Source organism: Leyella stercorea DSM 18206, assembly GCF_000235885.1.
Lineage (GTDB): Bacteria > Bacteroidota > Bacteroidia > Bacteroidales > Bacteroidaceae > Prevotella > Prevotella stercorea.
This window is the reverse complement of sequence record NZ_JH379439.1, coordinates 1-11,745: the sequence shown is the minus strand read 5'-3', so window position 1 is coordinate 11,745 and position 11,745 is coordinate 1. Positions and strand designations below refer to the sequence as shown.

Below are 11,745 nucleotides of genomic sequence, written 5' to 3'. Positions count from 1 at the left end.
GGTATGGCAGGGATGCCATACCCTCCTATAATATGTTAATTAAAGGTTATGCACGCTGGTATTGTCGTCATGCGCTGTGGCATGAACGGACAGCCGTAGAAAATCATCTGCAGTTCATCAGTACGAGTCTTGTATTGTGATCCGATTACAACCTTCTTCAGTGCTTTACAATTTTTGAAAGCAAACATTTCTACCTCTACGCGTGAGGGCAGCGATACGGAGGTGATGCGGTTGCATCCCTCGAAGGCACCGCTCTCAATACTCTTCAGACTCGTGGTTACAGGCACACTTGTGAGGGCTGTGTTCTTAAAGGCATTCTGATCGATTACCGCCACCGATTGTGGCAGACTGATGTTTGTGAGTGCCTTGCAGTCTTCAAACGTGCTCATATCTATCTTTGTGATGTTCTGTGGCAGCGTAACCTTTGTGAGTGCTTTGCATCCGAAGAACAGGGCGTTAGGCAACTTCTCCAGACGCACGGGCAGTGCTACTTCTGTCAGTGCTGTGCACATGGAGAAGGCACTATTTCCAATCTTCGTGACACTGTTGGGTACGGTGATGCTTGTAATCGCAGGCATACTGTGGAAGGCGTAGCTGTCTATCATGGTCACCGTCGATGGTATGTTGATGGAAGTGATGCGTGTGCGAGAGAATGCGTGTGAGCCGATTGTTTTCAGTCCGGGTGAGAGTGTCACCGATTTTATTTTCATATCGGCAAAGGCAGCAGATTCGATTTCGGTCACCTTGAATGTGCGGCCGGCATAGCGCACGGTGGAAGGTACGGTGTAGTCTTTGCCTATCGACTCGTCGTTGTCTACGCCGATCAGCCGTGCATTATTGCGTTGAAAGTTCAGATCGAACCACATCTCGCCTATCTGCATTCTGTTTTCCTGTGACGAGTTGCCCTCGTACACTCTCACCGAGACTTCTTTCGAGGTGCGGTTGATACTTTTGAGATATGCGACGGTTTCGTCTGCGAGCAAAGGGTAGAGGGGAGAATAGTCCGACTGCATGGTTCGTTTGAATGCGTCCTGCTCCAATGGTCCTGCTGGTGTGTAGAAGTTTTCGTTTTGGCTATCGGCGTTGTTGAGGTAATTAACGGCATTGTCGAGTGCTCTTATGCGCTTGCCTACTTCACTGTCGAGTAGTTCGCGTCGTACAAGCACAGGCTCGCACGAGGGTTTGTCGGCTTCGACCCATTTGTTTATCATCTTCGATTCGGCTATGAGGCTGGCGTTGTCGAGCTCTATGACCTGGGGTAGGGCATCGATCCATGCTGGCTGTTTAGGGCATTGCATTGGAGGCTGCGGTGTGTTGAAGGCTTTGCGTCCTAACCACGTCTTTATGCCGAGTCCTTTGTAGAGCTTGATGGTGATTGTCTTGTGTGCCGGCTCGAAATCGGTTCGGGTTGACGGGTGGCGGTTGGTGTTGGCACGTACTCGCTGTGTGCTGCGGCTCTGGGTGGTTCTGTTGCCCGATCTGTTAGCACTGGTGTTGTTTTGGGGTGCTTCGTTAGCGTTTTCAACAGCATCATCACCTCCTTTACGGGCTTGGGTGCTGCCTCTTTAATCATTTGTGTTCCTTTGTTCTTAATCTTTTTAAGGAACCCCTGTGCTGATACCTGGGTGGTGCCCATCGTCAGACAGATGGCAGACAAGAACAGTAGTCGTCTTGTGTTCATAAGGCTTTGTTGGTTTTTATTGTTGTTATTGATGTTATTTTGCCGACAAATGTACAAAATATATTCTTAAATATTAGAAACGGCTTTGTTTTTTTTATGACGATAGTTGACGGGTGACACGCCTACTTGCTTTTTGAAGAATGTGCCGAAGGCGGAGGCGTTGGGGAAGTTGAGCAGGTCGGATATTTCCTTTATGCTCTTGTCGGCGCTCGTGATGAGGTATATGGCTTTCTTCGTGATAGCCTTGAACACGAGTTGCTGCACCGTACTGCCCGACACCGACTTCACGAGCTGTGTGAGGTACTTTGGCGAGAGACACAGGCGGTCGGCGTAGAAGCGTACGCCGCGCTCGTGCATGTAGTGCTCGTCGATGAGCTGCATGAGCTGCATGTACGTCTCGAGTTTGCGGTTCGACTCGTTGCTGCCGTCGCTCGAGAGTTCGCGGAAGATGCTGCACACGCGGTAGGTGAGCGAGAGCAGCAGCAACTGGCGTTCGTTGGCGGCAAACACGTTCTCGCCGCATTTGTGTACGGCGAGCAGTTCGGAATACTTCGTCAGCTCGTTCTCGTGACCCGTATGCATCACCCAGCACGAGCGTGGATTGATATACTCCACAAACTTCATGCCGACCACCGTGCTGCCAAGGATGTCGCGGATGGAGTCGGCGCGATAGAAGATAATGACAACGGAGCAGTCGCCGCTCTGAGCTGTAACGGAGAAGCGCACGCCGTGGGAGAGGAAGAGCGTTTCGTCCTTGTTCACAACGTATTCCGCACTTTCGCATGTGAAGGAGAAGTTGCCCGAACGACACACTATAATGCCTACATCCGCCACGCGGTAGTCGTGGCGCAGTGCCTCGGGGAACGACCGTATAATACCACAAGAGCAACAGATGTCCTCGTTGTCAGACATCTGTTGCTCCAGAATATTTATGTTTATGTTTTCGCTGCTGTTCGTCATAGGTTTTAATTGTATAGACATGGCGAAGTTAGCGAAAAAAAACTGCACTGCAAAATATTTTACATGTAAATGGGTGCGTGGCTACGGCAGGAATGCCGCAGCCTCCTAATAGTTAATGTACCACTCGCGTGTATCTTTCGATATGTCGCGCTTCGGCCACGGCACCACAAGCATCACACCGGCGAGAATGATGCAGGCGTAGATAGTCCATCCCGCCATCTCCTTTATAGCCGAGAGCGTAGCCTGCACCTGCACCTTGCCCTTCGTAGACATGGCAGCCATGTGCTGCGCCTCGGTCTCGCTCTTGCCCTGATACTGCATTCCGCGCGCCGTCATATCGTAGGTCTTGGCGGTTTCGGCGTTGGTGCGGTCGTAGTCGTGAGCGTAGCGTGTGATGTAATACTGTTGGCGGTACTGGAACACCACCTGATAGAGAGCCGAACCTATGCCTGGCGCTATCACCATACGCACGGTGAGCATGATGCACACCCACGTAGAGAGCAGCTTGTAGGGCATACGCTGGTTGGCATATACAGCGATGAGCGAGTAGAGCAGCATCATGCCCGTAGCACGAATCACGACGGGCCACTTCATGCGCTCCAGCATGCCGTCGGTCTGCACCTCGAAGTACATGAAGAGCGAGGCGGCACCGATGAGCAGGAAGCCCATAGCGAAGAACCACTTGAAGTGGACACCCTTGCTGTTCAGTATGAGTATCGTGACAAGACCGATGAAGTAACCCAGCAGCACCCAGTTGCCGAGCGCAGCCACCTGAATCTGGTCGGTCTTCATGCCCACGCCCACGAAGATGTTCACGAGCATCGAACTTGAGTTGCATATCATCAGGCCGATGAAGAGCAGTATGCCGCCCTGTATGCTGCGCGACTTGAACGCCTTGAGCATGAAGTAGGGCGAGCGTCGCGTCTTCTCCAAGTATATAAATAATAATGTAGAGGCGACGCATATAGCCGTAGCCCAGCAAATGCGGCTGCTGTCGTACCAGTCGTACACCTTACCGTAGACCGTGACGTAGACGAACGAACAGCACATGAGGCAGAACACCACCACGTTGCCGAACTTCGAGAACGAGAGCGGACTGTGCTTAGTAGGGTAGGGGTTGTAGGGCATACAAAGCAAGGTGATGAGCAGTGCCACGAGAATGGAGCCGAGCATGGCGTAATACACCATCTGCCAGTGGTAGTTGTAAGCGAACCACGCCGTTATCCACGTGCCTATCTGTCCGAGCAGCATGAAGAAGAAGTAGATGATAGGCTGACTCGCCTTCTTCTCCGTGTCGAGAGCATCCCATCCTGCCTCGTCCTTCGGCTCGTTGCCCGGCGTTACGTTGCGCGTCGCCTCGATGCCGAAGCCGTACTTGATAAGCGTGAAGAGGTTGCACATCAGCAGCGTCTGTCTCACGAAACCCATTATCAAGCTGTTCAGCGCGAGGATGAACAGGCTGTCGGTGTTGGCACAGATGTAGCTCTGCACCGCTAAGATGGAGAAGCCCACGAGGCTCATCATCTTCTGCCTGCGCACACTCACTAATGTGTAGAAGAACGGAGAGAACGCCGCCATACCTATCGACGTCACGAAGCTGATGAACGCTATGTGTTCCGATTGGATGCCAAGTCCTCCCACCATTTCACTGCTGTTCACGGTGTACGCACCGCTCACCGTCATTATAGGTATGAAAAGTATGACGAGGAAGGCGATGCCGAGAGGCTTGGGCACCCAGTCGTAGAACGGAAAATTCTTAGGCAGCTTCGGCGAAACCGCCTGGTATATCTCTGCTTGTGTCATTTACTTGAGTTGAGCCTTCACAATAACCATCATTCCGGCAGCCAACTTGTCGTTGTCTTCCTTAGAAATTCCCACAAACTCGATGCGCACCGGCACACGCTGCTGAATCTTCACGAAGTTGCCGGCAGAGTTGTCGGTAGGCACGAGCGAATACTTAGAGCCCGTTGCGCCCGATATGGCAGATATTCTGCCCTCGAACTCCTTGCCCTCGAAGGCGTCTACGGTCATTACGACCTTCTGACCTACGTGCAGCTTCTCCACCTGTGTCTCCTTATAGTTGGCGATGACCCACTTCTGCGTGTTCGGCATGATGTAGGTGATGGTCTGTCCGGCGTTCACCGCCTGACCCTCCTCAAGCGCGCGTCTGCCCAGCTTGCCGTCGCACGGTGCTGTTACGACGCAGTATGAGAGGTTGAGCTTAGCCATTTCGAGCGCAGCCTGCGCACGCTCTATGGCAGCCGCTGTGTTCTTCTTGCGTGTCTGCACCTCGTTCACACCCGAGTAGGCAGCCTTCTGCTGGCGGCGTGTGGCATCGAGCTTCTTCTTCGTAGCGTTGTATTCGGTCTCAATCTGCTCCAACTGGATAGGAGTAGCGGCGTTGCGAGCCACGAGGTTCTGATAGCGCTGGCGGTCCTTGTCGAGTTTAGCGAGGCGAATCTCAATCTCAGCGATAGCCGACTCGTACACCGTTGCCGAAGTCTGCGTTGTCTGCACCGATGCGTCTATTACGTTCGCACCAGCCATAGCGTCCTTCAGCGCAGCCTCCGCCTCCATCACGCGGATGCGATATTCGCGGTCGTCCAGCACGAGCAGCGTGTCGCCCTTCTTCACGTTCTGGTGCTCCTTGAAGTAAATCTTCTTGATGTAGCCCGAAGCGCGCAGATTCACCGGCGAGATGTACTGCTCCACCTGTGCGTCGTCGCTCTTCTCATTGCTCTTGTAGTCCATGAACATGCAGCCAATCTTAACGATTCCCCATACGAGGATGGCAACGCCGATGAGGCTCACCACAATCTGGCGTATGCGCTGGCGCTTGAGCTGCTTTGCTGTCACTTCGTGTGTAGACTGTGCAGTCTCACTGTTGTTATTGTTCGTGTTGTTATTGTTTGTTTCCATTTTTGAGTTTTGAATTTTGAGTTTTGAGTTTTGAATTGTTGCGACATACGTCGCAATTTTGAGTTTTGAATTTTGAGTTTTGAATTTTGAGTTTTTGAGTTGCGAATTCTTAATTCAAAATTGAATAACTCAAAATGCGCGCAGCGCATAATTCAAAACTCAAAATTCAAAACTCAACATTCTACTTCGTGAGCCTCTCCAACTGTCCTGTGAGCTTCAGCAACGTGAGGTTCGCCACCTGATAGTTGAAGTGCGCCGTGAGATAGTTGTTCTGCGCGTCGCTCATGCTCATCTCGTCCTGCAGCACCTCGGTCATCGAGGCGATACCCTCGCGATAGCGGTCGCTTGTCACCTTATATATATCCTCCGCAAGCAGATAGTTGTCGCGCTGCTTGCTGAAGTTGCGCTGGTTGTTGGCGAGATCGTTCACGGCGTTGGCATACTGCGTCTGCATACCCTTCAGCGCGTTTTCGTAAGAAAGCTTCGCGTTGTCGATGTCCACCTGCGCCTTTCTTATCTTCGAGCGCTTCTCCAGACCGTCGAAGATAGGGATACGCAGCGAGAGTCCTATGCCGTTCGACCTATACCAGTGGTTCGACTCGCCAGAGTGGAACCAGTTCTTGAACTTGTCGGTGTACGCCATGTACGTCCAGTTACCCGTGAGTGCCAGCGTGGGCAGATATCCGCTCTTGGCGAGCTTTTTCTGCTGTTCGGCAAGCGTCTGCTGTGTTCTCAGCAGCTGCAGCTCATACAGATTCTCGTTCAGTCCGCTGAGTGCCGCGAGGTTCACCTCCTCAATGTCACCCTTCTCCACCGCAATGTCCTTCTCGGCAGGATAGTCTATCACGTACTTCATCATGTTGTACTGCTGCGTGAGCATCGCCCTCGCGTTGTCATACTGCACACTGAGATTCTCCAGGTTCACGTTCACGCGCTTCACGTCCACGCTCAGCGCCATGTCGTTGTCGTGGAACGCCTGCGTGATGTCGCGCAGCTCCTCCAGACGCTTTATGTTGTCCTTGATGATGCCGATCTGCTCCTCAGTGTTCTGCGCTAAGTAGTACATCTTGCTTATCTGCACGATGAGGTCCTCGCGCGCCTTCTCGTAAGAGAGCGAATTGAGCTGGTCGAGCGTCTTCGAGATCTCGAGCGCCGTGAGAGCTGTCTGACTGTACAGCGGCATCTGCAGCTGCAGACTTGCCGACGAGCTGTACTGCAGCGTCTTCGTCACGTTGTACGGCTTGCCGTAGGCTCTGCCGTCGGTTACGGATACGGGCGGCGTGAAGTTGTCGTTCAGTGCTGCGCCGATATTTATCTGCGGCAACAGGCGCGAACGGTTCTCGCTGATGTTGTGCTTGCCTTTAAGCACATTACCTTCGTAAGTTTTCAAATTAAGATTTCGCTCAATACCCATCTGCAGACACTGCGCCAGCGACAGCGTCTCCTGCGCCATCGTCTGACTTGCCAAGAGTATTGAGGCAAATGTGAACAATGTTTTCTTCATACCTATATTAATATTTCGGCTGCAAAGTTACGCATTTATAGCCGTTTAGGTATATTCATAAAATATCACAAGTTGTTCACATTTTCCTTTTATGCGGTTTCGTATGTCATTGTAGTTTGATAGAAAGAGTTTTTTAGCAGCCTAAACCGCTGTTTCAGCCGAGTGAATCGGCAAAGCGGCGGAGGTTGCTGCTTGCCACATCCTTTTTTATAGCCTCCTCCAGCGGCATTCCGTCGGGCGTGATGCTTTCAACAAAAGCGAAGCCGGCTTTCAGCAGCAGTTCCCTGTCGCTTACGCTGCCAGCCACAAGCCCTACGGGCACGCCCGTCTGCTGCCCACGCATCAGTATGCGCTGCGGCAACTTGCCCATGAGCGTCTGTCGGTCGGCACCGCCTTCGCCCGTTATTATAAGGTCGGCACCCTTTATCTTCTCGTCGAAGCCGATGATGTCGAGCAGCAAGTCGGCGCCCGACTTCATCTCGGCTCCGAAATACTGCATGAAGGCATAACCCAGTCCGCCGGCTGCTCCCGCTCCAGGTTCTGCGCTTCGGTCGAAGCCGAAATGCAGAGCTGATTTCTCGGCGAACAGCTGCGCACGGCGGTCGAGCTGACCTACCATCTCTGGCGTGGCACCCTTCTGCGGACCATATACATGTGCCGCGCCGTTCTCGCCGCAGAGCGGATTGTCCACATCGCAGGCGAGGGTAAACCTACATTCGCCAAGCTCCGTCTTCAGCGCCTCGTCGAAGTTCTTGCCGCGTGCGAAGATGTCAACCAGTGCCTTTATCATTCCGATGCCGGCATCGCTCGTGGCGGTGCCGCCGAGTCCGATGATGAAATTGCGGCATCCGTGCTTGATGGCTCTCGAGAGCAGTTCGCCCACGCCGTATGTTGTGGCGCGCATAGGGTTGCGCTCCTCCTCCTTGATAAGGCTGAGTCCGCACGCCTGAGCCACTTCCACTATTGCCGTGCCGTCGGGCGTCACGCCGTAATGGGCATCCGTGCGGCGCATCATCAGGTCGTGTATGTACACCGGCTCCAATGTTCCGCCCGTGGCTGTCGTAAACGCTGCAAGCATTCCATCGCCGCCGTCCGACATCAGCAGGCACAGCGTGTCAATGCCCTTCGCGTCCAACACCCCGGCGATTATGTTCTCCACTTCTGCTGAGGACATGCAGCCCTTGAACGAATCTGTAGCAAGTATGTATTTCATGTGTCTTTTGTTTTATGACGGTGCAAAAATACGAAAAACTATTTGATAATCATATTTTATTTGTATCTTTGCCATGTCTATCGTCGGATTCTCTTGTTTATTTTTGCAACACTAAGAACACCATTAATAACAATTTAACATAACGCAATCAAATTAATCACAATATGAAACAACTGTTTTTAACATTCGCAGTGGCTCTGCTTCTGCTGCCCGCCACGCTGTGGGCCGACACCGCCAAGAAGAAGATAAAGTCGGTGGAGATAACGATAGACGCTCCTACTCCAGGAATGGACTTAGAGAACGCCGAAAAACTCGCCCTGAAAGCGGTGAACACCGCCTACGGTGACCTGTTCAAGAGCGGAGTCATCACAATGCGCGACATCTCATGGGATGGCGAGTTCGGCGAGAACAAAGATGGATACCCCACACTGAAGGCCGGATACCCCTACATAGCCACGATTGAGATAGTGATAGACCCGGACGGAGATTACCAGACCGAATGGGTAAAGATAGACGGCTCCGACATGCTGTCGACCGAAAACTTCAAGGCCACGGTGAACGGGATACCGGCACGCGTGCTCAGAAGCGCCCCTTACTTCCCCACTATGCAGGTGAAATTCACCATACCTGGTGGCAAGGGCGGACCGCTGGAGAAAGACGACCATTCTTCCGACTACGACGTGCTGAAGAAGGAATACCGCTCCACACTGCCCTACATATCGCGTAAAGAGGCCGACGAAGTCTATCCACACTACCACCCGCTGGATGTGCTCGTAATCAACAAGATCGATATGCTCTACGAATTCATGCATGAGAAATACATCTCGTCGAGCGGACATGCATACAAAAATCACAACACCCTGCTGATGACCAAGATGATAATCGACGTAAGCAACGGGTCGGAAAACTACAACATCTCAGAATTCGCAGAAACACTTGGTGCCCCATACTCCACCATATTCAATCTGAAAGAAGTGTGGCTGAGCCCCAAGGTGGATGCCGTGAAATACGTCAGAGACCTCAACAAAGCCACCGTCGAGCGGCTGTCAAGATGGGGACGCCATTACATGGAACAGAGCACCAAGCTCTACACCGCCAAGGGCACATTGTTCATCCCCGAGAACGCAGGCAAGGCTGTGCTCGACTATCTGGATCTCGATGCCACCGAGCCAACATACACCATACGCACATACCGCGGCGACGTGTTTGAGGCACAGAAAGCCGGCGTGGCAGCCACCAAGCTTCTCACCTGCACCAAGCATGTGTTCACAGCCAAGATAGAGGCTGCCGACCGCGTGTGCCAGTACAACACATGCAAGCAACCGTTCAAATGGTACTACTCATGTAGGGTTTGCGGCAAGTGCGAACGAAACAAAGCGCACACCTTCAGCGCCAGACCGGGAGCCGAAGTACTGGAATGGCACGACATGAACGAGGACATTGCCAACGACCAGGCATACATCGGCGTGAACGCAGCCGGAGAACACATATACTGGAAGAGCTGCATCCATTGCGGCATCTCACACAGCTATCACATGAGACACCTCACACCCAGAGACCAGAAAATGATGGGTATGGAAGGCTCCTTCGAAGATTTCAAAGTCTCAATGCTCGAAAACCTGAAGAGCATCGAAGACATGTGCCTGCTTGAGACAGAACTGCCGAGCGACGAGATGTTCATACTGCCACGCAAGTCGGAAGCCAAGATGAGCGTGTGGGCGCAGGACGGCGTGAACCGCGCCCTGTGCGACAACCTCGTCGACGACGCCATGCTCGGCAACGACTACACCAAACCCGTGACCCGCGAACAGCTGCGCTCCATCATGACACTGCTCGTGAAGGAAATGTCTGGAAAGGACGCATCAGCCAGTGCCATCGGACTCGACGACGCCGCACTGCCACAGAGCGGCAGCGTGACACGGCAGGAACTGGCGGCATACATACACCGCGCACTGCTCTACCTGGAACAGAACACCGAACTGGCTTACAGCGAATACGAGTCGAGACTTCCGAAATACACCGACCACGCACAGATAAAGGCATGGGCAAAAGAGCCTATGGCGTTCTGCAACGCCCTGGAAGTGATTGACCCAAAGACAGCTACGACACTCGCACCCAACGAAGTCTGCACCATCGAGCTTGCACTCACCACCGCAGAACGCGCCACCATGGCACACCGCACAGGCTGGTATCAAGCGGTGTCTACCGGCGAATTGGAGGATTTCCTCTCAGCCATAGGCGAACGCAACCACTACACCTTCGTATCGACATTCGGTAACTGCGACCGCATCTGGGCGTCGCGCGTAAAGAACGGTATGTACAACAGTCTGCCGACAATAGAGCCTTTCACCGGCTCACGCTGCTATGTCGATGCACAGGCACTGCACCCAATACGCGCGAAGATGGGCAAAGGATATATGATGAAATAAAAACTCTCAAAAAAGCATAAGAAGGAAACCTAAACGGTTTTACATTAAAAATCATTAACGTTTGCATCGGACATGAGCAGCATTGCCACATCGCTCATGATCCGATGCAAACGTTAAGCAATTATGGTATGAAAAGTTTGTGTTGCGAAAAATGCTGCCATATCTGTCAGCGTTCTCGTATTGCGCTAATAATCAGTAGTGTAAAGGCTGACAGATGATGCGTTCAAAAGCTGTATCTATCAGGTTATCTGTCAGTCCATCTACCAGCCCGAACCGACAGGTTTGCCGCCAGCACCTCAACCGCCCGCCTGCGAGTTTGAAAAAAAATGTGCCGAACTCTTGACAACGCTTGCGCAGAATTGTACATTTGCGGCAATTTTAGAAAACATACATGAACATTTAAAAAACTTAGTATTATGGAAAACACAAACATCATCAACGCTACCATCAAGAGCAGCAACATCCCGCACAACTGGATCTACTGTTTCAACACCGACTGCAAACGACGCGAGGAGTGCCTGCGCTATCGTGCCACCGTGGCTCTTGGCGAGTCGCGCATATGGGGCAACGCCGTCTATCCACACGCTTTACGCCCGGACGGGGAATGCGCCCAGTTCAAACGGCTGCGCATCGTGCGTATGGCATGGGGCTTCAGCCGCCTGTTCAAGGACGTGAAGCTGTGTGACGCACCTACTTTGCGTTCGCTCATGAGGGAGTATCTCGGTGGGTGCAGCACATACTACCGCTATCACCACGGCGAGCGTCAGCTCTCGCCGGAGCAGCAGGAGTGGATAAAACAACTTTTTTCACAGTATGGTTATGAGGACATAGAGTTCGATTGCTCAGAAGAAACCCTCGACTTCCAGTAATTTTTTTACACAAACGCAGATATTCCTGCATGACTAAAATGCCATTCCGGTAGCACCGGAGAATCATTCCGGTAGCACTGGAGAATCATTCCGGTAGCGCCGGAGTAACGCTCCATCACTGCCGGAATATTACTAACTATGTAGTTTAACGCTTTTAGTTGACTACTTTC

Annotated in this window: 9 protein-coding genes; 2 read left to right on the top strand and 7 right to left on the bottom strand. The window is 52.4% G+C overall.

The genetic code is table 11. The features are described from left to right. Nucleotides 1–35: 35 nt before the first annotated feature. The 7 genes from HMPREF0673_RS13390 to HMPREF0673_RS07535 all read right to left on the bottom strand — a co-directional run bounded on the left by HMPREF0673_RS13390 (nucleotide 36) and on the right by HMPREF0673_RS07535 (nucleotide 8,277). Nucleotides 36–1,298, bottom strand: coding sequence for a leucine-rich repeat domain-containing protein (locus HMPREF0673_RS13390; protein WP_007900412.1), 1,263 nt, complete (start codon nucleotides 1,296–1,298; stop codon nucleotides 36–38). A 44-nt stretch (nucleotides 1,299–1,342) separates the two neighbouring features. Beyond that, complete coding sequence (locus HMPREF0673_RS07560; RefSeq protein WP_157591662.1) at nucleotides 1,343–1,681, bottom strand: hypothetical protein; 339 nt, start codon at nucleotides 1,679–1,681, stop codon at nucleotides 1,343–1,345. 66 nt (nucleotides 1,682–1,747) lie between these two features. Next, nucleotides 1,748–2,641, bottom strand: coding sequence for a helix-turn-helix domain-containing protein (locus HMPREF0673_RS07555; RefSeq protein ID WP_007900402.1), 894 nt, complete (start codon nucleotides 2,639–2,641; stop codon nucleotides 1,748–1,750). Nucleotides 2,642–2,746: 105 nt separating this feature from the next. Continuing rightward, nucleotides 2,747–4,444, bottom strand: a complete 1,698-nt coding sequence (locus HMPREF0673_RS07550) for an efflux MFS transporter permease (protein ID WP_007900400.1) — start codon at nucleotides 4,442–4,444, stop codon at nucleotides 2,747–2,749. Then, nucleotides 4,445–5,560, bottom strand: coding sequence for an HlyD family secretion protein (locus HMPREF0673_RS07545; RefSeq protein WP_007900399.1), 1,116 nt, complete (start codon nucleotides 5,558–5,560; stop codon nucleotides 4,445–4,447). 181 nt (nucleotides 5,561–5,741) lie between these two features. After that, complete coding sequence (locus tag HMPREF0673_RS07540; RefSeq protein ID WP_007900397.1) at nucleotides 5,742–7,064, bottom strand: TolC family protein; 1,323 nt, start codon at nucleotides 7,062–7,064, stop codon at nucleotides 5,742–5,744. Between the two features lie 154 nt (nucleotides 7,065–7,218). After that, nucleotides 7,219–8,277, bottom strand: a complete 1,059-nt coding sequence (locus HMPREF0673_RS07535; protein ID WP_007900396.1) for a glycerate kinase family protein — start codon at nucleotides 8,275–8,277, stop codon at nucleotides 7,219–7,221. Between the two features lie 164 nt (nucleotides 8,278–8,441). Between HMPREF0673_RS07535 and HMPREF0673_RS07530 the strand changes: the two genes are divergently transcribed. Then, a complete protein-coding gene (locus HMPREF0673_RS07530) occupies nucleotides 8,442–10,706 on the top strand; it encodes a hypothetical protein (protein WP_007900394.1) in 2,265 nt (754 codons plus the stop codon). 416 nt (nucleotides 10,707–11,122) lie between these two features. Further along, the gene (locus HMPREF0673_RS07525; protein ID WP_007900393.1) at nucleotides 11,123–11,575 is read left to right on the top strand and encodes a DUF6078 family protein; all 453 of its coding nucleotides are present in this window, start codon (nucleotides 11,123–11,125) and stop codon (nucleotides 11,573–11,575) included. Nucleotides 11,576–11,745 lie beyond the last annotated feature (170 nt).

Bases quoted from the DNA above. Each gene is read 5' to 3' on its own strand.
- HMPREF0673_RS07530 (WP_007900394.1), top strand. From the start codon at position 8,442: ATGAAACAACTGTTTTTAACATTCGCAGTGGCTCTGCTTCTGCTGCCC.
- HMPREF0673_RS07525 (WP_007900393.1), top strand. From the start codon at position 11,123: ATGGAAAACACAAACATCATCAACGCTACCATCAAGAGCAGCAACATC.
- HMPREF0673_RS07560 (WP_157591662.1), bottom strand. From the start codon at position 1,681: ATGAACACAAGACGACTACTGTTCTTGTCTGCCATCTGTCTGACGATG.
- HMPREF0673_RS07540 (WP_007900397.1), bottom strand. From the start codon at position 7,064: ATGAAGAAAACATTGTTCACATTTGCCTCAATACTCTTGGCAAGTCAG.
- HMPREF0673_RS07545 (WP_007900399.1), bottom strand. From the start codon at position 5,560: ATGGAAACAAACAATAACAACACGAACAATAACAACAGTGAGACTGCA.
- HMPREF0673_RS07550 (WP_007900400.1), bottom strand. From the start codon at position 4,444: ATGACACAAGCAGAGATATACCAGGCGGTTTCGCCGAAGCTGCCTAAG.
- HMPREF0673_RS07535 (WP_007900396.1), bottom strand. From the start codon at position 8,277: ATGAAATACATACTTGCTACAGATTCGTTCAAGGGCTGCATGTCCTCA.
- HMPREF0673_RS13390 (WP_007900412.1), bottom strand. From the start codon at position 1,298: ATGCAATGCCCTAAACAGCCAGCATGGATCGATGCCCTACCCCAGGTC.
- HMPREF0673_RS07555 (WP_007900402.1), bottom strand. From the start codon at position 2,641: ATGACGAACAGCAGCGAAAACATAAACATAAATATTCTGGAGCAACAG.